The sequence below is a fragment of the Paraburkholderia sp. CI2 genome, from assembly GCF_014201055.1.
GTDB classification, from domain to species: Bacteria; Pseudomonadota; Gammaproteobacteria; order Burkholderiales; family Burkholderiaceae; genus Paraburkholderia; species Paraburkholderia tuberum.
Genome location: NZ_JACHDL010000005.1, coordinates 66622 through 87153, shown reverse-complemented (window position 1 = coordinate 87153; position 20532 = coordinate 66622). Strand labels below are relative to the sequence as shown.

General features: G+C 65.4%; 20 protein-coding genes. 10 read left to right on the top strand and 10 right to left on the bottom strand.

Going from position 1 to position 20532, the window contains the following annotated elements:
• Positions 1 to 19: 19 nt before the first annotated feature.
• Positions 20 to 910, bottom strand: coding sequence for a helix-turn-helix domain-containing protein (locus HDG32_RS09480; RefSeq protein WP_184065922.1), 891 nt, complete (start codon positions 908 to 910; stop codon positions 20 to 22).
• 179 nt (positions 911 to 1089) lie between these two features.
• On the opposite strand from HDG32_RS09480, the gene HDG32_RS09475 reads away from it, so the two are divergent.
• The 4 genes from HDG32_RS09475 to HDG32_RS09460 all read left to right on the top strand — a co-directional run bounded on the left by HDG32_RS09475 (position 1090) and on the right by HDG32_RS09460 (position 5658).
• Complete coding sequence (locus tag HDG32_RS09475; protein WP_184065920.1) at positions 1090 to 1971, top strand: SDR family NAD(P)-dependent oxidoreductase; 882 nt, start codon at positions 1090 to 1092, stop codon at positions 1969 to 1971.
• A 10-nt stretch (positions 1972 to 1981) separates the two neighbouring features.
• On the top strand, positions 1982 to 3769 hold the full coding sequence (locus HDG32_RS09470) for an FAD-dependent oxidoreductase (protein ID WP_184065918.1): 1788 nt from the start codon (positions 1982 to 1984) through the stop codon (positions 3767 to 3769).
• Complete coding sequence (locus HDG32_RS09465) at positions 3766 to 4104, top strand: NIPSNAP family protein (RefSeq protein WP_018417780.1); 339 nt, start codon at positions 3766 to 3768, stop codon at positions 4102 to 4104. Before HDG32_RS09470 ends, HDG32_RS09465 begins: the two co-directional genes overlap by 4 nt.
• Positions 4105 to 4275: 171 nt before the next feature.
• A complete protein-coding gene (locus HDG32_RS09460; RefSeq protein ID WP_184065915.1) occupies positions 4276 to 5658 on the top strand; it encodes an aromatic acid/H+ symport family MFS transporter in 1383 nt (460 codons plus the stop codon).
• A gap of 45 nt (positions 5659 to 5703) precedes the next feature.
• On the opposite strand, the gene HDG32_RS09455 is transcribed toward HDG32_RS09460, so the two are convergent.
• The 5 genes from HDG32_RS09455 to kduI all read right to left on the bottom strand — a co-directional run bounded on the left by HDG32_RS09455 (position 5704) and on the right by kduI (position 9777).
• Positions 5704 to 5952, bottom strand: coding sequence for a hypothetical protein (locus HDG32_RS09455; RefSeq protein WP_026225344.1), 249 nt, complete (start codon positions 5950 to 5952; stop codon positions 5704 to 5706).
• Positions 5953 to 6027: 75 nt separating this feature from the next.
• A complete protein-coding gene (locus HDG32_RS09450) occupies positions 6028 to 6423 on the bottom strand; it encodes a hypothetical protein (RefSeq protein WP_184065913.1) in 396 nt (131 codons plus the stop codon).
• Between the two features lie 690 nt (positions 6424 to 7113).
• Positions 7114 to 8064, bottom strand: coding sequence for a DNA-binding transcriptional regulator KdgR (gene kdgR / locus HDG32_RS09445; protein WP_184065911.1), 951 nt, complete (start codon positions 8062 to 8064; stop codon positions 7114 to 7116).
• Between the two features lie 99 nt (positions 8065 to 8163).
• Positions 8164 to 8934, bottom strand: a complete 771-nt coding sequence (gene kduD / locus HDG32_RS09440; protein ID WP_184065909.1) for a 2-dehydro-3-deoxy-D-gluconate 5-dehydrogenase KduD — start codon at positions 8932 to 8934, stop codon at positions 8164 to 8166.
• Positions 8935 to 8940: 6 nt separating this feature from the next.
• Positions 8941 to 9777: a 5-dehydro-4-deoxy-D-glucuronate isomerase gene (gene kduI, locus HDG32_RS09435; RefSeq protein ID WP_184065907.1), complete on the bottom strand. Its 837-nt coding sequence runs from the start codon at positions 9775 to 9777 to the stop codon at positions 8941 to 8943.
• Positions 9778 to 10066: 289 nt separating this feature from the next.
• On the opposite strand from kduI, the gene kdgT reads away from it, so the two are divergent.
• The gene (kdgT, locus tag HDG32_RS09430) at positions 10067 to 11089 is read left to right on the top strand and encodes a 2-keto-3-deoxygluconate transporter (protein ID WP_184065904.1); all 1023 of its coding nucleotides are present in this window, start codon (positions 10067 to 10069) and stop codon (positions 11087 to 11089) included.
• Positions 11090 to 11120: 31 nt separating this feature from the next.
• Here kdgT and HDG32_RS09425 read toward each other — a convergent pair whose 3' ends face one another.
• Together HDG32_RS09425 and HDG32_RS09420 are read right to left on the bottom strand one after the other, a co-directional pair.
• Positions 11121 to 11741 carry a GNAT family N-acetyltransferase gene (locus HDG32_RS09425; protein WP_184065901.1) on the bottom strand — a complete coding sequence of 207 codons (621 nt, stop codon included), beginning with the start codon at positions 11739 to 11741 and terminating at the stop codon, positions 11121 to 11123.
• Positions 11742 to 11862: 121 nt separating this feature from the next.
• Positions 11863 to 13308 (bottom strand): NAD-dependent succinate-semialdehyde dehydrogenase, encoded by a 1446-nt coding sequence (locus HDG32_RS09420; protein WP_184065898.1) that lies wholly within the window; start codon positions 13306 to 13308, stop codon positions 11863 to 11865.
• Positions 13309 to 13601: 293 nt separating this feature from the next.
• On the opposite strand from HDG32_RS09420, the gene HDG32_RS09415 reads away from it, so the two are divergent.
• The 5 genes from HDG32_RS09415 (at position 13602) to HDG32_RS09395 (ending at position 18419) form a co-directional block, all read left to right on the top strand.
• The gene (locus HDG32_RS09415) at positions 13602 to 13805 is read left to right on the top strand and encodes a cold-shock protein (RefSeq protein WP_007181784.1); all 204 of its coding nucleotides are present in this window, start codon (positions 13602 to 13604) and stop codon (positions 13803 to 13805) included.
• A gap of 36 nt (positions 13806 to 13841) precedes the next feature.
• Positions 13842 to 14252, top strand: coding sequence for a hypothetical protein (locus tag HDG32_RS09410; RefSeq protein ID WP_184022753.1), 411 nt, complete (start codon positions 13842 to 13844; stop codon positions 14250 to 14252).
• Between the two features lie 381 nt (positions 14253 to 14633).
• On the top strand, positions 14634 to 16055 hold the full coding sequence (gene hpnJ / locus HDG32_RS09405; RefSeq protein ID WP_184043334.1) for a hopanoid biosynthesis associated radical SAM protein HpnJ: 1422 nt from the start codon (positions 14634 to 14636) through the stop codon (positions 16053 to 16055).
• Positions 16052 to 17212 carry a bacteriohopanetetrol glucosamine biosynthesis glycosyltransferase HpnI gene (hpnI, locus tag HDG32_RS09400; protein WP_184065896.1) on the top strand — a complete coding sequence of 387 codons (1161 nt, stop codon included), beginning with the start codon at positions 16052 to 16054 and terminating at the stop codon, positions 17210 to 17212. The genes hpnJ and hpnI overlap by 4 nt, the downstream gene beginning before the upstream one ends.
• A 145-nt stretch (positions 17213 to 17357) precedes the next feature.
• Positions 17358 to 18419 carry a lysylphosphatidylglycerol synthase domain-containing protein gene (locus tag HDG32_RS09395; protein WP_184065893.1) on the top strand — a complete coding sequence of 354 codons (1062 nt, stop codon included), beginning with the start codon at positions 17358 to 17360 and terminating at the stop codon, positions 18417 to 18419.
• A 15-nt stretch (positions 18420 to 18434) separates the two neighbouring features.
• Here the strand turns inward: HDG32_RS09395 and HDG32_RS09390 are convergent, their stop codons facing one another.
• Both HDG32_RS09390 and HDG32_RS09385 read right to left on the bottom strand, forming a co-directional pair.
• The gene (locus HDG32_RS09390; RefSeq protein ID WP_184065890.1) at positions 18435 to 19838 is read right to left on the bottom strand and encodes an ATP-binding protein; all 1404 of its coding nucleotides are present in this window, start codon (positions 19836 to 19838) and stop codon (positions 18435 to 18437) included.
• On the bottom strand, positions 19835 to 20494 hold the full coding sequence (locus HDG32_RS09385) for a response regulator (protein WP_090805227.1): 660 nt from the start codon (positions 20492 to 20494) through the stop codon (positions 19835 to 19837). The genes HDG32_RS09390 and HDG32_RS09385 overlap by 4 nt, the downstream gene beginning before the upstream one ends.
• Positions 20495 to 20532 lie beyond the last annotated feature (38 nt).

Sequence of the window (20532 nt, the reverse complement as noted above, 5' to 3'; positions counted from 1 at the left end):
CACGCGATCATCGGGATCGCTAATTGATCGACAGATCCCGATGCGCGGCCGCCTGAAACTCCTTGGGCGTGACGCCGGTCTGCTTGCGGAAATAGCGGCTGAAATAGGCCGCATCTTCGAAACCGAGCGCATGCGCGATCTGTTTGATGCTCGAACCCGAGTAGACCAGATCGCGCTGCGCCTCGCGTATCAACTGATCGTTGACAAGCGACAGCGGCGAATGGCCAAGCTCCTCACGACAGATGCGCCCCAGTTGCGCCGCGGTCACCCCCAATTTTTCCGCATAAAAATCGATTGGCAGATGCTCGCGCACATGCGTGGCGATCAGTTCGCGTAGCCGTTTGATCTGCGCGGCGCGCCGGTCATTGACGCTCGCGCCCGCGCTCGAGGCGGCATCGGTCAGCCGGGCGACCTGCACAAAAAGTGCAATCATCAGCGACATGCCCGCGGCGATATGGCCGCGCGCGCTGCCGCGAAATTCCTGCTCCAGCAAACCGAACAAGGGCATCAACGTGCGCTCGCCGACCGAGGGCCGCACGGGAATCAGCGCGGGCCGTTGCAGCACCGGCACGAGGCCCGGCGACACCGCTTTAGAAATCGACTCCAGCGCGCGCTGCGCGGCCGTAATCACGAGCCCGTCGATCTCCGGCGAAAACACGAAACCATGCACCGTTTGCGCTGGAATCAGGATCAGGCATGGCGCGTCGATCGTGAGCTTTTCGCTTTCGATCAGCACGTGGCCCGAACCGCTGCGGATATAGAGAATCTGCAGCAATGCATCGTGCCGGTGCGCGGCGATATGCCAGTCGTTCGGACGACTGCGCTCGACGATCCATTCGAAATTGAACGCGTCGTACCACGGCGGCCGCGCGGACTCTCCGTACAGATCGTAGTTAGGGATATTCCTCATGCGGTTTTGTCTCCAATGTTCGAATTGTCCTGCGATGCGCTGCCTTTGTCCAATTTCGTCCCGAACCGCGTGGCTATACTTTTTTCCATCGAAGACGCGGTCGAATGATGCAGTTTGGTGAAGCCGGCCAACCTAAGCTCGCCGCGATCGTGAACATGGAGATCGGGAGGACTAAGCAAATGAATCAACGGAAAGATCGGCGCGACACACCCGCCAACGCGCGACACTGGCTCGGGCTCGAAGGCAGCGTCTGCGTCGTGAGCGGCGCGGCGGGCGGCATCGGCAGCGCGATTGCTCAGGTGTTGGGCGACGCTGGCGCACGCGTGGCGCTGCTCGATCGCGATGAGCAGAAGTGCCGTGACGTCGCGCAAGCGCTGAGCGCGAGCGGTGTCGAAGCGCTGGCGCTCGCCTGCGATATCGGCGACATCGATAGCGTGCGCGGCGCGGTGTCGGAGCTCGAAGCGCGCCTCGGCGTCGCCGATGTGCTCGTGAACAACGCGGGCCTGTTGCGGCCGGGGGGCATCGAAGAGATTGGCCTCGATGCATGGAATGCGATGCTGCGCGTGAATCTGACCGGCTACATGCTGTGCTCGCAGCAATTCGGTCAACGCATGCTGAAGCGCGGCGCTGGCGCGATCGTGCATGTCGCGTCGGTGGCCGCGCATCATCCGCAGACCTATAGCGGCGCTTACAGCGCGGGCAAGGCCGGCGTCACGATGCTGTCGAAGCAGATCGCGGCGGAGTGGGGACCACGCGGCATTCGCAGCAACACCGTGTGCCCGGGCATGATCCGCACGCCGCTGTCGGCGGCGTTCTACGAGCACGGCGATATCGAACGCCGGCGCAGCGCGATGACGGCGAGCCGCCGGATCGGCGAGCCGAACGATATCGCCGATGTCGTCGCGTTTCTCGCGAGCGAACGCGCGGCCTATGTGAACGGCGCCGAAGTCGTCGTCGATGGCGGCTTCGAAAGTATGCTGATGGACCTCGTGCCGCGTCCCGGCTTCGAAGCCACCCAGGCCGCGCAAGCCACCCAGGCCGACCGCCAGGTCCGCGGGTAAGGAGACCATCATGACCAACGCAACACGCGGCGCGACACTCACGTGCGACGTGCTCGTGATCGGTTCGGGTGCGGGAGGGCTGTCGACCGCGATCACCGCGCGCAAACACGGTCTCGATGTCGTCGTGATCGAGAAGGAGCCGTTCTTCGGCGGCACGACCGCGTTTTCAGGCGGTGTGCTGTGGATTCCGGGCAACCGTCACGCAAAGAGCAACGGCGTCAGCGATACGCGCGAAGCGGCGCTGACCTATATGCGCAGCGAAACCGGCGCGTGCTTCGATGCCGCCGCAGTCGACGCGTTTCTCGACACGGGCCCTGAGATGCTCGACTTCTTCGAGCGCGAAACGACCGTCAAATTCGTGCCGACGCTGTATCCCGACTATCACCCGAACGTGGGCGGCGGTGTCGACATTGGCCGCTCGGTCGTCGCCGCGCCGTTCGATGCGCGCGCGCTGGGCGAGGACATCTCGCGATTGCGCCCGCCGCTGAAGACGATCACGTTCATCGGCATGATGTTCAACTCGTCGAACGCGGACCTGAAGCACTTCTTCAATGCGACGCGTTCGCTCACCTCCGCGCTGTACGTCGCGAAGCGCCTCGCGAGCCATCTGAAGGATCTTGCGCTGTACCGGCGCGGCGTGCAGATCACGAGCGGTAACGCGCTCGCCGCGCGGCTCGCGAAGTCCGCGCTCGATCTCGGCATTCCGATCCATACGAACACGGCCGCTCGCGAGCTGACCGTGGAGAACGGCGGCGTGACCGGCGCGCTCGTCGCCGGACCGCAAGGCGAGATGCGCATCGTCGCGCGACGCGGCGTGGTGCTCGCGTGCGGCGGCTTCTCGCATGACGTCGCGCGGATCGCCCGTGCGTATCCGCATCTGCGGCGCGGCGGCGAACACCTGTCGCCGGTGCCGCGCGGCAATACGGGCGACGGCGTCGGCATGGCCGAACGTCTCGGTGCGCGGGTGGCGATCCGTTTTCCGCAGCCCGCCGCATGGATGCCGGTGTCGCGCGTGCCGATGAGCGACGGCAGCGTCGGCGTGTTTCCGCATCTGGTGGATCGCTACAAGCCTGGCGTGATCGGCGTGACGCGCGCGGGCAAGCGCTTCACCAACGAAGCGAATTCGTATCACGACGTGGGTGCCGCGATGATCGAGGCCTGCGCGAACGAACGCGAAACCGCGATGTGGCTGATCTGCGATCACGCGACGATCCGCAAATACGGGCTCGGTTATGCGAAGCCGGCGCCCGTGCCGCTCGGCCCGCTGCTGCGCAACGGCTATCTGAGCAAGGGCCGCACGCTCGCGGAACTCGCGCGCAACGCGGGTCTCGACGGCACGGCGCTCGAGGCGACCGTGAAGCGCTACAACGCCGACGCGGTGCGTGGCGAGGATCGCGAATTCGGCCGCGGTACGACGTCGTTCAATCGCTATCTGGGGGACCCGGAGCACCAGCCGAACCCGTGCGTCGCGCCGATCGGCGACGGTCCGTACTACGCGCTGAAGGTCGTGATGGGCGATCTCGGCACCTTCGACGGCATCTCGACGAACATCACCGGCGAAGTGCTCGACGTGAAAGGCGCACCGATCGCCGGCCTGTACGCGGTCGGCAACGATCGCGCGAGCGTGATGGGCGGCAACTATCCGGGCGCGGGTATCACGCTCGGGCCGATCATGACGTTCGGCTATATCACCGGCCGTCATCTCGCGGGCGCGAGTGTGACAAGCGCAAACAGCGCGAAGAGCGCAAGCAACGCGGCCCCCCGCGCAGCCGAAACCGTATTAAGGACCGGCACATGAGCCAGGGCAAACCTTTCGTCGATCATCGCATCTACACGATCCGTCCGCGCGGCATGGCGGAGTTCATCGACGTTTTCGACCGGCTCGCGATGCCGATTCAGCTCAAGTATCTGGGCGCGCCAGTCGGCTTTTACATGAGCGATATCGGCGCGCTGAACCAGGTCGTGCATCTGTGGGGCTACGAGAGCATCGGCGACTACGATCAGCGCCGCACCGCGCGCGATGCCGATCCGGAGTGGCCCGCGTATCTGCAGGCGTCTGCGCATCTGATCGTCGCGCAGGAAAGCCGCATCATCAGGCGAGTCGACTTCAGGACGCTGACGATGCTGCGCTAGCCGCCCGTTCGAGGAGGAGACAGGCATGAACGAACGGACAGCGCGACGCTCGCAAGCACGGTCGCGACCACCGTCGCGGCGTCCGCGTGTTGAACAGCAATTCGAACAATAAGAAAACACCTCTTCATCTCAAGGAGACATCGCAATGAACCAGCTGAAAGGAGCATGCACATGAGCCGCTCCGAACGCAGTGTAGACGTGCAGGCCTTTATCGACGGACAGCGCTTCTCGCCGTTTCAATGGACGATTCTGGTGCTGTGCTTTCTGGTCGTCGCCGCCGACGGTTTCGACACCGCCGCGGTCGGCTTCATCGCGCCGTCGCTCGTGCAGCAGTGGGGCATCGCGCGCAGCGCGCTCGGCCCGGTGATGAGCGCGGCGCTGGTGGGACTCGGCATCGGCGCGCTCGCGGCCGGCCCCTGCGCGGACCGCATCGGACGCAAGACGGTGCTAGTGCTGTCGGTGTTCTTCTTCGGGCTGTGGAGTCTCGCGGCGGCCCGCGCGAGCTCGATCGAATCGCTGACCTTGCTGCGCTTTTTCACCGGCCTCGGTCTCGGCGCGGCGATGCCCAACGCGGTCACGCTGATGGCCGAGTACGCACCCGCGCGGATTCGCGCGGTCGCCGTCAATGCGATGTTCTGCGGCTTTTCAGGCGGTCTCGCGATCGGTGGTCTCGCATCCGCATGGCTGATTCCGCATTTCGGCTGGCCGAGCGTGCTGGTCGCCGGCGGCGCCGGTCCGCTCGTGCTGAGCGTGATGCTGATACTGTTTCTGCCGGAATCGGCGCAATTTCTCGTGGTGCGTAAGCGCGCCGATCAACGGATCGCGCGAATCCTGCAACGCATCGCGCCCCACGACCGCTTCGACGGATGCCGTTTTTTCGCGGTCGACGTGCGCCGCAATACCGGCGACGCACGTTCGCAATGGGCGCTCGCGATCATCCTGTCGGCGCGCTACCGCTTCGGCACGCTGATGCTGTGGCTCGCCTATTTCATGGGGCTACTGATTTACTATCTGCTGACCAACTGGCTGCCGACGCTGTTCAAGGACACCGGCTTCTCCGGTGAAAAGGCCGCGTTGATGACGTCGCTGTTTCCGCTCGGGGGCATCCTCGGCAATCTGTGCGTCGGCTGGGTGATGGATCGCTTCGCCGGGCATCGCGTGATCGCGTTCACCTATGTCCTCGTCGGCGCGCTCGTGTTGCTGGTCGGGCGGGGCGTCGGCCATCAGGTCTGGCTCGGGACGCTGATCTTCCTGACCGGCACGGTCGCGACCAGCGCGGTCACGTCGATGTCGGCGCTCGCGGCGAGCTTCTACCCGACCCGGGCGCGCGCGACGGGCGTGGCGTGGATGCTGGGAATCGGCCGCGTCGGCGGCGTGGCGGGCGCGCTCATCGGTGCGGCGTTGATGGGGCTCGGCTGGCACTTCGGCGCCGTGTTCAGCCTGCTCGCGGTGCCGGCCGTGATCGCGGCGGGCGGGGTGGTATTGATGATGCGGCGCGAGCCGCTCGATCACGCATCGGTCGATGAAAACGTCGGCGCCATAGCGATCGAATGAGCGCAGCGTCGGGCGTGCCGCTACGCTCGAACAACGCGCGACCGCTCAGGACGCGCGCAGCAACGCCATTTCGTTGTGCAGCAACGCGAGCAATTCGTCGTCGGTTGGCCGCGTGCCCCAGTGGCGCGCGCCGGCCACCGACGCGATCGCCATCCACGAATGCGGCGGAAACCATTCGCGCACCAGCGTGCCGTCCTGGCGCAGGCACAGCTGGCCGGTCAGCTCGCTGTATTCGGCGCAAATGTGCGCGCCGTCGACCTGCGCGGTTACTCGTCTCGGATCATTGCGTAGCACGTCGTCGCTCCTGTCAAAGGGGTGGCGCGAATGCAAGCGCGACACGGTGGCGCGATGGACGCCACCTGCCGTCTATCAATGGTCATGCCCGCGATCGTCATGACCATGACCGTGCCAGCCGTTGTCGTGCCAGTCGCCGTGCGGGCCGCGTGCATCGCGCCATTCGCCGTGGCGACGTTGCCACTCGCGCCGCTCCCACTGGCGACGCTCCCAATAGCGATGACCATCGTAGTAGCGTTCGCCGTACCAGCCCGGAGCGACTATGACCGCGGGAGGCGGCGCAGGCGCATAGACGGGCGCGGGCTGCACATAGACGGGCGGCGGAGCCTCGACCACGGCGGGCGCGACCGCGATGCCCGGCACGCCGATGTTCACGCCGACATCGACGTGCGCGAAAGCGGCCGATGATGCGCCGATCGCGAGACCCGCGACGACGGTCAACGATACCCAGCGGCTGCGTGAAAGACTCATGATTGTTCTCTGTTGTGTGGATGTCTGTGATGGAGTGGCGAGCCGGACGCGCACCTACTGCGCGTGATGGCCCGTCAATAACGTTCGTAGTAGTGGTCATGATGCGGATGATCGTCAGGGACGACGATGCAGCCGCTCAACGCGCCACCGAGCGTGGCGGCAAGAATGACCAATGCGAGGATTTTTTTCATGATGTTGCTCCCTGAAATCTGTGATGCGAGTGCCTGTCGTGCGAAGCATTTCATCTGATGCGCTTTCGTTTGAACCGAACTCTACTGAGCGGCGCGATTACCGGTGTGTTTGTGTGTAACAGGACGTGTCGATCCGAGCTCGCGCCGAAACGTCGATGCGAGTGCGATGAACGAGGAGGGAAGGCGCCGCGGGTTACGGGTCGAAATGCCGGGCGACTGTCAAGCGCGCGGGCAAACCCTTGAAGGGTCTATGAAAAAAAACGCCTTCAAAGGCAGACGAAGCATGGATTCGAAGCGAAGGTTCGGCGCCTCGATTGCTGAAAAAAGAAGCGCATCGATTTTCGGCATGTGTATGCGGCGCAGATACATTCGGTTGCAGACTGGGTAAGAAGTTCGGTAGTGAGCTCGGGCGAGCGTGATGGAAAGACGCTACACCTGTAGCGTCATCAGCTTGTCTTAAGCTTCGGTGGGATAGGTAAAAACGCATCGCGCGCGCAACCTACTGCGCGGCCGCGGGCTCCGGGGCGGTCGCTTCGCGATAGCCGAGCCGCGTCGAAATCGCGAGACCGGCCTCTTTGAGCAACGCGACGTAATGCTGCTTCGTGTCGGCACCGCAGCGCATCGTCGGAAACGAAATCGACAGACCGGCGATCACACGGCCGAAGCGGTCGAACACGGGCACCGCGATGCATTGCAGGCCTTCTTCCTGCTCCTCGTTGTCCTCGCCGTAGCCCTGCTCGCGTACGCGCGGCAGGATGCTCAACACCGCTTCGGCGCAGGTCAGGGTTTTTTGCGTCGACTTGCGAAATTCGATGTGCGAGAGCACGTCACGCGCGTCGGCCGGGTCCATCCATGCGAGCAGGACCTTGCCGATCGCCGTGCTATGCAGCGGATTGCGTCGGCCGATCCGCGACTGCATGCGCAGCCCGTAGTCGGCGTCGATCTTGTGGATGTAGATGATGGCGTCGTCGTCGAGCGCGCCCAGGTGTACCGCTTCGCGTGTCATCTGGCCGATGCGGCGCATCTCGATGTCGGCCTCGCGCACCAGATCGACGCTTTCGAGCGCTTTCGCGCCGAGCTCGAACAGACGGATGGTCAGCCGATAGCGTTCGGTTTCGACTTCCTGGCTCACGTAGCCGAGCGCCTTCAGTGTTTGAATCACACGATGCACGGTCGTCTTCGACATGCCGAGCCGTTGCGACAGCTCGCTGATGCCGATCTGTCCGGTGTCGCCGATCGCGCCGAGAATCGCGAACACGCGCCCGATCGACGACGCCGATTCGCCGCGCTCACCGCTGTCCGCATCGAGCGACGCTGCGCCGGCGGGTTCCTTGCGGGCTTTGCCGCGGGTCTTATCGAGCGTCTTGTCGAGCGTCTTGTCGCGCGCAGTGTTCCTCGCAGTGTTCCTCGCAGTATTCCTGTGTGTTCCCGTTGCCGCCATGTTCGTCATTCCCTGTCTGTGCCAACTCGCCGCTGCCGCATCGAGCCGATGCTCGCCGGCGCCAGAGCATAGCGCGTCGCGCGCACTCGTGGCGAGCTTGTGCCGTCCCTAGCGCGCGAGCCAGCCGCCATCCACCGCCAGTGTATGCCCATGCACGTAGTCCGACGCCGACGAGGCGAGAAAAACCACCGGCCCCGCGAGATCGTCGGGCACGCCCCAGCGGCCGGCCGGAATGCGGCCGAGTATCTCCTCGTTGCGCTGCGCGTCGTCGCGCAACGCCGCGGTGTTCGCGGTCGCCATGTAGCCGGGCGCGATCGCGTTCACGTTGATGCGTCGCGCGGCCCATTCGTTCGCGAGCAGTCGCGTCAGACCGAGCACGCCGCTTTTCGACGCGGTGTACGACGCGACGCGGATGCCGCCCTGGAACGACAGCATCGACGCGACGTTGATGATCTTGCCGCCGCTTTGCTGGCGCACGAACTGACGCGCCGCGGCCTGCGACAGGAAGAACAGGCTCTTGAGATTCACTTCCATGACCGCGTCCCAGTCGTCTTCGCCAAACTCGAGCGCGTCTTCGCGACGGATGATGCCTGCGTTATTGACGAGCACGTCGATGCGGCCGAACGCTTCGAGCGCGGCGCGCACGATGTCGTCGACCGAAACGGTCGACGCGAGATCGGCGCGCACGTCGGCGAAGCGGCGTCCGAGCGCCTCGACGCGCGCGGCGGTCGCGCCCGCGTCCGCGCGACTGACGCCGACGATGTCGCAGCCGGCCGCGGCGAGCGCGACGGCCATGCCGGCGCCGAGGCCGGTGCTGCTGCCGGTCACGATGGCGACCTTGCCGGTCAGATCGAAAGTATTCAATGTGTTCGGACTCATGTTCGCTCAGCGCAGCTCGCGGACCGCGAGATGGTCCATGTCACCGAACACCTGGTTCTCGCCGACCATGCCCCAGATGAATGTGTACGCGCGCGTGCCGACGCCCGAATGGATCGACCAGCTCGGCGAGATCACCGCCTGCTCGTTGCGCACGACGATATGCCGGGTTTCGTGCGGCTCGCCCATCATGTGGAAGACGGCGGCGTCGTCGGCGACGTCGAAGTAGAAATACACTTCCATGCGGCGCTCATGCGTGTGGCAGGGCATCGTGTTCCACAGGCTGCCCGGTTCGAGCTTCGTCATGCCCATCGACAGCTGGCAGGTCGGCAGCACGTCGGGCACGATGAACTTGTAGATGGTGCGGCGGTTGCTCGTGGCCGGATCGCCGAGGGTTTCGGGCGAGGCGTGGTCGAGCGAGATCGTGCGGGTCGGATAGCTGGTGTGCGCGGGCGCGCAGTTCAGATAGAACTTCGCCGGCCGGGTGGCGTCGGCGCTGCCGAACCCGACCGCTTGCGCGCCCTTGCCGATATAGATCGCCTCTTCGCGGCGCACCGTGTGGCGCGTGCCGTCGACGTCGACCCAGCCGTCGCCGCCGATGTTGATCGCGCCGAGTTCACGCCGCTCGAGCAGATAGTCGACGCCGATCGCCTTGCCGAGCGAGCCCGGCACTTCGACCGCGCGCTCGACCGGCCACACGCCACCGACGATGATCCGGTCGATATGGCTATACGTGAGCTTCAACGCATCGCGCTCGAAGATCTGCTCCACCAGAAACTCGCGACGCAGCCCGGTGGTGTCGAGCGTCTTCGCGTATTCGCTGTTGATCGCCTGTCTCACGTCCATTGATCGTTCTCCTGTCGGTATGCGGGGCGCGGCGCCGCCATGTGCCCGAGACTGTAACGCAGAATCGTGGTTTCGGAACGCTGGTCCGAAAATATTGCGACGGGTGATCGCGGCTGGCAACGCATAGCGCGAACGACCGGGTAAACGATAGTCAGGTTTAAGAAATGAAACGGAACGGCGTTCCTTTCATGATGCTATATTGCGCCGGACAGGGAGAGCCCGGCGTAGAACGGGACACCAACGCGGGTCATTAGCCCGTCAACGGGACGTCACCGTCCATGGAGGAGGCATGAAGATCAAGAAGGCCATCGACCGCATTCCTGGCGGTCTGATGCTGGTGCCGCTGCTGCTCGGCGCCTGTGTGCATACGTTCGCGCCGGGCGCGGGCAAATACTTCGGCTCGTTCACCAACGGCCTGATTACCGGCACCGTGCCGATCCTCGCGGTATGGTTCTTCTGTATGGGCGCGACGATCGACCTGCGCGCGACCGGCGCCGTGCTGCGCAAGTCGGGCACGCTGCTCGCCACCAAGATGCTGGTCGCGTGGATCGTCACGCTGATCGCGGCGCGCTTCATTCCGATCGATGGCATCAAGACCGGGCTGTTCGCGGGACTGTCGATGCTCGCGATCACTACGTCGATGGACATGACCAACGGCGGGCTGTACGCGGCCGTGATGCAACAGTACGGCACGAAGGAAGAGGCGGGCGCGTTCGTGCTGATGTCGGTCGAATCGGGGCCGCTGATCAGCATGATCATTCTGGGTGCGACGGGGGTCGCGTTCTTCGAGCCGCGCCTGTTCGTCGGCGCGGTGCTGCCGTTCCTGATCGGGTTTGCGCTCGGCAACTTCGATAGCGAGCTGCGCGAGCTGTTCGGCCGCTGCGTGCATCCGCTGATTCCGTTTTTCGGCTTTGCGCTCGGCAACGGCATCGATCTGAACGTGATCGTCACGAGCGGCCTGCCGGGCATCGTGCTGGGGCTTGGCGTGATCGTCGTGACTGGCGTGCCGCTGATTCTCGCCGATCGCTGGATTGCCGGCGGCAATGGCGCGGCGGGGCTGGCGGCGTCGTCGACGGCAGGGGCCGCGGTCGCGAATCCGGCGATCATCGCCGACATGATTCCGAGCTTCAAACCGCTGGTGCCGGCCGCGACCGCGATGGTCGCCACCGCTTGCCTCGTGACCGCGATTCTGGTGCCGATCCTCACGGCGCTGTGGGTGCGCCGGCATCATGCGCGCGACGCGCTGCGCGAGGAGTTCGCCACCGCGACGCAGGCGGCGCCGCTCAACGAGCAGCGCGATGCGCCCGTTTGAATGAGTCGGTAGCAGGAAGCCGGCGCGCCGCTCAGCGCGCCAGCTTCGCTTCGAGCATCGCTTTCACCGCCGGCCATTCGTCGTCGATGATGCTAAAGCGCACCGAGTTGCGCTTGCGCCCATCGGGCATGATCCGCTCGTGCCGCACGATGCCTTCCTGTTGCGCGCCGATGCGCAGGATCGCCGCGCGCGATTTGTCGTTGAGCTCGTCGGTCGTGAACTGCACGCGCACGCAGCGCATCACGTCGAACGCGTGGCACAGCAGCAGATATTTCGCCTCGGTGTTCACGACCGAGCGCTGCGCCGAGGCGGCGAGCCACGTATGGCCGATTTCGAGCTTGCGGTTCGCGCGATCGATCTTCCAGAACCGCGTGCTGCCGACGATCCGGCCAGCACGGTCATTCTCGTCATCCTCGTCGCGCCGCACGATCACAAACGGCATCACCTTGCCGGCCGCACGGCCGGCGAGCGCGGTGGCGATATAGGCGTCGATCGTCGCCGGGCCCGGCACGACGGTCAGCTTCATGCCCCACAGTTGCCCGTCGGCGGCGGCGTCGACGAGGGCCTGCGCGTGCTCCTCGCGCAGCGGCCGCAGCTCGACGAACGAGCCGCTCAGCGTGGGCTGCATCGATTCGGCGGAAATATCGTTCATGGCAATAAAAAAGGTCCGCGAGCGGAAGACTCGTGGACCTGGCAGATCGGTTGAGCCGCGCTCGGGAACGATGCGAGCGGCAAAACCGCGGTGCCGTTCCCGAAGCGCGTGATTGGCGTGATTAAACCGACATCACCGTGACCGCCTTGGTCACGAGGTAGGCTTCCATCGCCTCCGGGCCGCCTTCCGAGCCGTAACCGGAATCCTTGACGCCGCCGAACGGCATTTCCGGCGTCGGCGTGGCAGGCTGGTTGATCCACAGCATGCCGACTTCCATGCGCTGCGACAGCAGGTGCACGTTGGCGAACGACTTCGTATACGCGTAGCCGGCGAGGCCGAACGGCAGACGGTTCGCTTCGGCGATCGCTTCTTCGAGCTTGTCGAAGCCGCGAATCGCGGCGACCGGGCCGAACGGCTCGTTGTTGAACACGTCGGCGTCGAGCGGCACGTCGGTCAGCACGGTGGCCGCGAAGAAGTTGCCTTCGGTACCGACGCGCTCGCCGCCCGTCGCGACCTTCGCGCCGGTCTTGCGGGCGTCGTCGACGACCTTGGCCATCGCCGTCAGACGGCGCGCGTTGGCGAGCGGCCCTAGCGTCGTGCCTTCGGCGAGACCGTCGCCGAGCTTCAGGCTTTCAGCGTGCTTGACGAGCGCCGCGGCGAACTCTTCGCGGAGGCTGTTGTGCACGAGAAAACGCGTCGGCGAGATGCAGACCTGGCCCGCGTTGCGGAACTTCGCGGCGCCGGCTGCCTTGACGGCGAGGGCGACGTCGGCGTCTTGCGCGACGATCACCGGCGCGTGGCCGCCGAGCTCCATCGTCGCGCGCTTCATGTGCGAGCCGGCCAGCGCCGCGAGCTGCTTGCCGACCGGCGTCGAGCCCGTGAACGTGACCTTGCGGATCACCGGATGCGGGATCAGGTAGCTCGAGATTTCAGCCGGATCGCCGAACACGAGGCCGACCGTGCCGGCCGGCACGCCGGCCTCGACGAAGGCTTGCAGCAGCGCCGCCGGCGACGCCGGGGTTTCTTCCGGCGCCTTGACGAGGAACGAGCAGCCGCAGGCGAGCGCCGCCGACAGCTTGCGCACGACCTGGTTGACCGGGAAGTTCCACGGCGTGAACGCCGCGACCGGGCCGATCGGCTCCTTCAGCACCTGCGACTGCGCGGCAAGGTTGCGCGACGGCACGATGCGGCCATACACGCGGCGGCCTTCGTCCGCGAACCATTCGATGATGTCCGCGGCCGCCAGCACTTCGCCGCGCGCCTCGGCGAACGGCTTGCCCTGTTCCTGCGTCATCAGGCGGCCGATGTCCGCGGCGCGCTCACGCACGAGGGCGGCGGCACGGCGCATGACGGTTGCGCGCTCGTTGGCCGGCACCTTGCGCCAGGCTTCGAAGCCGCGCTGCGCGGCTTCGAGCGCGCGGTCCAGATCGGCGATGCCGGCATGCGCGACCTTGCCGATGGCCTGGCCGGTCGCGGGGTTGATCACGTCGAGGGTCTTGCCGCTGGCGGCGTCGCACCATTCGCCGTTGATCAGAAGACGGGTATCGGTATAGCTCGAGATGGCCATGCTGGGTTCCTGTGAGTGGGAAAACAACTGGCCGCGCGGACGTGCGGCACGAGGCGACACTCCTGCGCGGCCATGGACGGATTGCGGATACCATTTATCTTATCTGATTGCGGGCAATCGCACCGGGCGCGGCCCGCAGGCGCCCGGGCGCGGCATGCGGCTTGCTCAGGCTTGGCACCGGAGCGATTTTGCGGGTCGTGCCGGGGCGCCGCGTCAGCGCTGCACGAAACGCTTGCAGGACGCAGCGCTTCATCCATTCAACCGCTACTACAGCGCATCACGAGGACATCGCCATGCCAACCGGAACAGTGAAATGGTTCAACGACGCAAAGGGCTTCGGCTTCATCACTCCCGATGACGGCGGCGAAGATCTGTTCGCCCATTTTTCGGAGATTCGATCCGAAGGATTCAAGTCGTTGCAGGAAAACCAGAAAGTCAGCTTCGAAATCAAGCAGGGGCCGAAAGGCAAACAGGCCGCCGACATCAAGCCCGTGTGACGCCGGCCGGGCGGCTCATCCGCATGCGAGGCAACCATGGATAAGGACGCCGCCTACGCGGAGATCGAGCGCAATGGCGGCGCCGCCTATGCGAAAACCTTCGCCGCGCGCTATCCCGACGAACCGCTGACGCCGTTCTGTCATCGCTATCTGTTCGAGCAGACGCAGCGCGATGACGCGGCGCGTGAGGCGGCCGCCGCCACGCACGACGACGAGCGCGGTTTCGCGCTGAGGTCGCTCGCGCGCATGGAGGCGTCGTCGCATATCGCGCAGGCTGCGGCGAGCGCGTCGCGCGACGCTGCGGCGGCCGCCCACACGTCGGCGCGCGCGGCGCGGCGCTCGGCCTTCTGGACCATGATCGCCGCACTCGCGTCGGCGCTCGGCGTAGTGGTAAACGCGGCCCTCAATCTCGGCTGGCTCGAATGGGCGAGGCATCTCGCGCGATGAGCGACGCGTCGGGCCGAGCGTTCGCGCCCGTGAAGGTGGTGTGAATCGGCGGCGCCGGCGGGGCTCGCCCGCACGCCACGCGAGAACCTATCCATTTACCACACCGATACGACATCGATGCGACACGATTGCACGAGCGCGTCGATTGCACAAATCGCCCCATCGGAGCATGCCGCGCGCGGTCTGAACGCAGTATTATTCTTCAGGTTTCCTTCAGCTTTGCTCCGTACTATTTGCGCCACTGCCCGTGGCCTTTCCGGACCGCGGCCACCGCTACGTGCAGGTCGAGCACAGGCTTTCCCGACCTGCATTCGGGCAATGGAACAGAATAGATTCCCGACTGAAAACCGAAAGCGCCTATAAAGGCTTGCTGGAGCATCCATGAAAACTCTGTTCTTGCAGGCGCCGTCGTACGACGGCTTCGATGGTGGTGCGGGTTCGCGCTATCAGGCCAAGCGTGAAGTTCGCTCGTTCTGGTATCCGACGTGGCTCGCCCAACCCGCGGCACTGGTTCCCGACAGCCGCGTGCTCGACGCCACGGCAGACGGCCTGTCCGTCGACGCCGCCCTCGACATCGCCTCGCAATACGAGCTGGTGGTGATCCACACCAGCACGCCATCCTTCCCGACCGACGCGTTGTTCGCCCAGGACCTCAGGAAGCGCAAGCCGTCGCTGCTGATCGGCATGGTCGGCGCGAAGGTCGCGGTCGATCCGCACAATTCGCTGACCGCGACCGAGGCCATCGACTTCGTGTGTCGCGAGGAATTCGATTTCACCTGCAAGGAAATCGCCGAAGGCAAGCCGTTCGCGCAGATCCTCGGCTTGAGCTATCGCACCCCCGACGGCTCGATCGAGCACAACGAAGCGCGCCCGATCCTCGAGAACATGGACGAGCTGCCGTTCGTCGCGCCGATCTACAAGCGCGATCTGACCATCAAGAATTACTTCAACGGCTACCTGAAGCATCCGTACGTGTCGCTCTACACTGGCCGCGGCTGCCGCTCGAAGTGCACGTTCTGCCTGTGGCCGCAAACGGTCGGCGGCCATCGCTATCGGGTGCGTTCGGTCGAGAACGTGCTCGAGGAAGTCAAGTGGATTCGCGACAACATGCCCGAAGTCAAGGAGATCATGTTCGACGACGACACGTTCACCGACTTCAAACCGCGCGCCGAAGAAATCGCGCGAGGCATGGGCAAGCTGGGCGTCACATGGTCGTGCAACGCGAAGGCGAACGTGCCTTACTCGACGCTGAAGATCATGAGGGAAAACGGCTTGCGCCTGCTGCTGGTCGGCTACGAATCCGGCGACGACCAGATCCTGCTGAACGTCAAGAAGGGCTTGCGGACCGACATCGCGCGGCGCTTCGCCCAGGACTGCCGCACGCTGGGCATCAAGGTGCACGGCACCTTCATTCTCGGCTTGCCGGGCGAGACGCCGGAAACGATCCAGAAGACCATCGAGTACGCGAAAGAGATCAATCCGCTGACGATCCAGGTGTCGCTCGCCGCGCCGTACCCGGGCACTACGCTCTATAACCAGGCGGTCGAGAACGGCTGGCTCGCGGAGAACAAGGTGATCAATCTCGTCAGCAAGGAAGGCGTGCAGCTGGCGGCGATCGGCTACCCGCATCTGTCGCGAGACGAGATGTACCACCAGCTCGAAAACTTCTATAAACGCTTTTATTTCCGGCCGTCGAAGATCTGGGAGATCCTGCGCGAAATGCTGACGAGCTGGGACATGATGAAACGGCGCCTGCGCGAAGGCGTCGAATTTTTCCGCTTCCTGCGCGCGCACGAGGCGTGAGCGCCGCACACCTCGCCGCCGTCACGCTCGCGTACGCGTGCGCGGCGGCGACCGTTGTCGGCATCGGCTACACCGTGCTCGCGAGCGCGCTGATCGGGCGCTTCTTCGCGAGGGATGTAGCCGAACCCTCCAGCTTTCCACCCATTACGGTGATCAAACCGTTGCATGGCAACGAGTGGGCGTTGCTCGACAATCTGTCGAGCTTCTGCGCGCAAAATTATCCCGGGCCCGTGCAATTCCTGTTCGGCGTGCATGACTGCGCCGACCCCGCGCTGCAAACCGTCAACGAACTGCGGCGTCTCCATCCGCAGGCGGACATCACCGTAGTCGCCGATGCGCGTCTGTACGGCCCGAATCGCAAGATCAGCAATATCCTCAACATGGTGCCGCAGGCGCGCCACGACGTGCTCGTGTTCGCCGACAGCGACGTGTGCGTCGGCCCGGACTATCTGCGCAACGTGATCGGCGAATTGCAGCAGCCGGGCGTCGGGCTCGTCACCTGCGCATATCGCGGCCAGCCCGATCCGGGTTTCTGGCCGCGGCTGTCGGCGATCGCAACCAACTACCAGTTCCTGCCGGGCGTCGTCACCGGACTCGCGCTCGGGCTCGCGCGGCCGTGCTTCGGCCAGACCATCGCGATGCGGCGCGACACCTACGAGCGGATCGGCGGCTTCAAGCCGTTCGTGCAGCATCTGGCCGAGGACTACGAGATCGGCGCGGCGGTGCGCGCGGCGGGCGAGCAGGTCACGATTCCGCCGTTCGCAATCGCGCATGCGTGTGTCGAAGCGAGCGCCGCACAACTCGTGACGCACGAACTGCGCTGGAGCCGCACGATTCGCCGCATCGATCCGCTCGGACACTTCGGCACGGCGCTCGTGCATCCGTTGCCGTTCGCGCTGCTCGCGCTCGCGTGCTCGGGCGGCGCGCCGTGGGCGTGGCTGCTCGCGGCAGTGACGCTGGTCGCGCGTCTCGCGTTGAAGTGGCGCGCGGATCGGGCGTTGCGTCAGCGCTGCCGCGATCTGTGGCTTCTGCCGTTATGGGATATCGTATCGTTTGCGATTTTCGTCGCGAGCTTCCGCTCGTCGCGGGTGATCTGGCGGGGCTTCAGCTTCAAGGTCGACGGCGACGGGCTGCTGTCGGCGGCGCAGGACGAATGACGAACGAACGGCAGATTGGGCTGGCAATGAACGAAGAGGTTTCGAGCGGGCGAAACGGGAGCGCCCTGGAGACGCATGGCAGCGCCCCGGCGACACGCGGCGTGCGGCGCATCACGTATATCGAGGTCGTGTGCGAGGTGCCCGCATGATGAAGCATCTGGGCCGCGCGGCTGCGCTCGCGGGTTTGCTGATCTCTTTGTGGCTCGTCTGGCGCGAAGATCCGCGCGCGGTGCTCAGCGCGTTGCGCGCGGCTGGCGCGGGCCTCGTGGTGGCCGCGCTCGCGCATGTGCTGCCAATGATCGCCAACGCGTGCGACTGGCGCTCGCTGATTCGCGGCGCGAACCGCCCCAGCTTCGGCAGGATGCTGCATCTGGTGTGGGTGCGCGAATCGGTCAACTGCATGCTGCCGGTCGCGCGGATCGGCGGCGAACTCGTGTCGTTCCGTATGTTCAAGCGCTGGGGCGTCAGGCCGTCGACAGCGGTGGCCAGCACCATCGTCGACATGCAGCTGACCGTGATCAGCCAGCTGATGTTCACGATGGTCGGGATTGGTTTTCTGTTCGCCAATGCGCAATCGGGCGCGCTGCGGCTCGCCGGGCAGCTCGCGTGGGGCGTGGTCGCGTTGACGCCGGTGCTGTTGCTGTTCGGGCTCGTCCAGCATGCCAATCCGTTCGAGCGCATCACGCGCGTGGCGAACCGCGTGACGAGCGGCAAGCTAACCGCGCTGGTCGGCCAGTCCGCTCAGATCGATCAGTCCATCAAGATGATCTGGCGCCGCCGCGCGGTCGTGCTGCGCTATCTGTTCTTCTGGCAGCCGCTGCAATGCGTGCTGACCTCGCTCGAAATCTGGCTCGCGCTGTATTTCCTCGGCGCGCGCGTGACGCTCGTCGAGGCGATCGTAATCGAATCGCTGATCCAGGCGGTCAGCAGCGCCGCGTTCTTCGTGCCGGGCGGTCTCGGCGTGCAGGAGGGCGCTTTCGTACTGATTGGCGGCGCACTGGGGCTCGACCCCGCCATCTGTCTCGCGCTCGCGGCCGCGCGGCGAATTCGCGATCTGCTGATATTCGTGCCGGGCCTGATCGCGTGGCAGCTGTTCGAGGCGTCCGGCAGCGCGCGGCCGCATGCCGCACCGCACGGCGTGCGCGCCGAACTGGCCAAGCAGCGTTCGGGCGTCGCTGACGCGAACCGGGGCGGCGAGCGGCGCTGAGCGATTGGCGCGCCTTCAGCGCGTCGCGCGATAGGCCGGAAACGACACCCGCACCGCAAGCCCCCGGTCCCCGATCCCGGCGCCTAGCTGCAGACTCGCGCCGAAATGCTCGGCGATCCGCGCAACGATCGACAAACCGAGCCCGCTGCCGGTCGCCTGATTGCCGGTCGCGCGGAAAAAGCGGTTCGTGAGCCGCGCGAGATCGTCCGGCGCGACGCCGGGGCCGTCGTCGCGCACGATCAGCTGCACCTGCTCGTCGGCATGGCGCACCGCCACTTCGACATTGCCGCCCGAGCGTCCGTACTTGATCGCGTTATCGAGCAGATTGTCGAGCAGGATGCCGATCAGCACGGGCTCCGCGTCGATCTCGGCGAGCATGTCGCCGACCAGCATCACATTGATGTGCTTCTGTTGCGCGTTGCGCCTGTTCGCGAGCAGCGTATCTTTCGCGATCGCCGCCGGCCTCAGCGGCTCGGTGGGCAGCTTCTCCTGCACGTCGAGCCGCGCGAGCAGCAGCAGTTGCTCGGCGAGCCGCGCGCTGCGATCGACGCCTTGCACGACGCGCTCCATCGCGAGCCGCTGCAGCGCGATGTCGGGCTCGGCGAGCGCGACCTGCGCCTGTACCTTGATCGCGGCGAGCGGCGTCTTCAGTTCGTGCGCGGCATCGGCGGTGAAGGCGCGCTCGTGCTCGCGCGCATGGTGCAGACGCGCCAGCATCTGGTTGATCGCGTCGACGAGCGGGCGCACCTCGAGCGGCGTGCGGCCGATGCCGACCGGTTCCATGCGGTTGATGTCGCGCGAACGGATCGCGGCCGACAACACCTTCAGCGGCGCGAGACTCCAGCCGATGCTGAGCCACACGAGCACCGCGAGCACTGGCAGCGCGATCAGCGTGGGCCGCGCGATGCGGCTCGCGACACCGCTTACCAGGTCGCTGCGGGTGTTGGCCGGTTCGAACACGCGCACGCTGTGACCGAGTGCCGTTTCGCGCAACGTGAACGAGTGATAGAGCTGACCGCCCAGCGTGACGTCCTGCGCGCCGCTCGCGGGCGGCAACGGCAAGTCCCACGCGGCGAGCGCATGCAGTTGCGGGCTGCCCGCCAGAATGGCGCCGTTGGCCGCGCGCACCTGGAAGAGGGCGTCGCGCGGCAGCGTGTCGTCGTCGTCGAGATCGCTCGCGCCGGGCTCACCGCCTCTTTCTTCTTCGCGCACGTCGATGCGCGCATTGGCGAGCGTCATCAGATTCGTCGAATCGAGCAGCGCGAGCATCTGCGCGAGTTCGGCGATACGCGCTCGTTCCCACGCGGCGACTTCGTGGATGGCTTGCCGGTAGCTCGACACGAGCGCGCCGCCCCATACGATCGCGATGCTCGCGAGCACGAGCAGCACGAGGCGCCGCCGAATCGACGGACCGATCATTCTTTCTCCATCACATAGCCGATGTTGCGCACGGTCTTGATCAGGCTTGCGCCGAGCTTCTTGCGCAGGTTCGACACGTGCACCTCGATCGCATTGCTTTCGATCTCTTCCTGCCAGCCGTACAGGCTTTCTTCGAGCCGCGAGCGCGACTGAGGAATGCCGAGATTGGTCAGCAGTTGCAGCAGGATCGCCCATTCGCGCGACGTGAGCGGCACGCGCGCCTCGTCGATCTGCACCGTTTGCGCGGCCGGATTCACTGTCAGATTCTGGTAACGAATCAGATCGATACTGCGACCTTGTGCGCGGCGCAACAGCGCGCGGCACCGCGCCACCAGTTCGGTGAGATCGAACGGCTTGCCGAGATAGTCGTCGGCGCCCGCTTCGAGTCCGCCGACGCGATCCACGACCGTGCCTTTTGCGGTCAACACCAGCACCGGCACGTCATTGCCGGCGTCGCGCACGCGTTTGAGCAGCTCCGTGCCGCTCACGCGCGGCAGGCCGAGGTCGAGTACCACCAAGGCATATTGAGTCGTGTCGAGCGCGAGGCCGGCCTTGTGGCCGTCGCGTGCCCAGTCGACTGTGAAGCCGGCCTGACGAAGGCCCGCCTCGACACCGCAGCCGATGAGTTCGTCGTCTTCTACGAGGAGTAAGCGCATGAGGCAAATATCCCATTGTGGGGCTTTATTGCATAACG

What these genes read in the sequence shown, in the direction of transcription:
- HDG32_RS09425 (WP_184065901.1), bottom strand. Translation starts at nt 11,741, where the DNA reads ATGAACGATATTTCCGCCGAATCGATGCAGCCCACGCTGAGCGGCTCG.
- kduD (WP_184065909.1), bottom strand. Translation starts at nt 8,934, where the DNA reads ATGAGTCCGAACACATTGAATACTTTCGATCTGACCGGCAAGGTCGCC.
- HDG32_RS09480 (WP_184065922.1), bottom strand. Translation starts at nt 910, where the DNA reads ATGAGGAATATCCCTAACTACGATCTGTACGGAGAGTCCGCGCGGCCG.
- hpnJ (WP_184043334.1), top strand. Translation starts at nt 14,634, where the DNA reads ATGAAAACTCTGTTCTTGCAGGCGCCGTCGTACGACGGCTTCGATGGT.
- kdgR (WP_184065911.1), bottom strand. Translation starts at nt 8,064, where the DNA reads ATGACGAACATGGCGGCAACGGGAACACACAGGAATACTGCGAGGAAC.
- HDG32_RS09465 (WP_018417780.1), top strand. Translation starts at nt 3,766, where the DNA reads ATGAGCCAGGGCAAACCTTTCGTCGATCATCGCATCTACACGATCCGT.
- HDG32_RS09390 (WP_184065890.1), bottom strand. Translation starts at nt 19,838, where the DNA reads ATGATCGGTCCGTCGATTCGGCGGCGCCTCGTGCTGCTCGTGCTCGCG.
- HDG32_RS09470 (WP_184065918.1), top strand. Translation starts at nt 1,982, where the DNA reads ATGACCAACGCAACACGCGGCGCGACACTCACGTGCGACGTGCTCGTG.
- HDG32_RS09475 (WP_184065920.1), top strand. Translation starts at nt 1,090, where the DNA reads ATGAATCAACGGAAAGATCGGCGCGACACACCCGCCAACGCGCGACAC.
- HDG32_RS09410 (WP_184022753.1), top strand. Translation starts at nt 13,842, where the DNA reads ATGGATAAGGACGCCGCCTACGCGGAGATCGAGCGCAATGGCGGCGCC.
- HDG32_RS09395 (WP_184065893.1), top strand. Translation starts at nt 17,358, where the DNA reads ATGATGAAGCATCTGGGCCGCGCGGCTGCGCTCGCGGGTTTGCTGATC.
- kduI (WP_184065907.1), bottom strand. Translation starts at nt 9,777, where the DNA reads ATGGACGTGAGACAGGCGATCAACAGCGAATACGCGAAGACGCTCGAC.
- HDG32_RS09415 (WP_007181784.1), top strand. Translation starts at nt 13,602, where the DNA reads ATGCCAACCGGAACAGTGAAATGGTTCAACGACGCAAAGGGCTTCGGC.
- HDG32_RS09450 (WP_184065913.1), bottom strand. Translation starts at nt 6,423, where the DNA reads ATGAGTCTTTCACGCAGCCGCTGGGTATCGTTGACCGTCGTCGCGGGT.
- HDG32_RS09420 (WP_184065898.1), bottom strand. Translation starts at nt 13,308, where the DNA reads ATGGCCATCTCGAGCTATACCGATACCCGTCTTCTGATCAACGGCGAA.
- kdgT (WP_184065904.1), top strand. Translation starts at nt 10,067, where the DNA reads ATGAAGATCAAGAAGGCCATCGACCGCATTCCTGGCGGTCTGATGCTG.
- HDG32_RS09385 (WP_090805227.1), bottom strand. Translation starts at nt 20,494, where the DNA reads ATGCGCTTACTCCTCGTAGAAGACGACGAACTCATCGGCTGCGGTGTC.
- HDG32_RS09460 (WP_184065915.1), top strand. Translation starts at nt 4,276, where the DNA reads ATGAGCCGCTCCGAACGCAGTGTAGACGTGCAGGCCTTTATCGACGGA.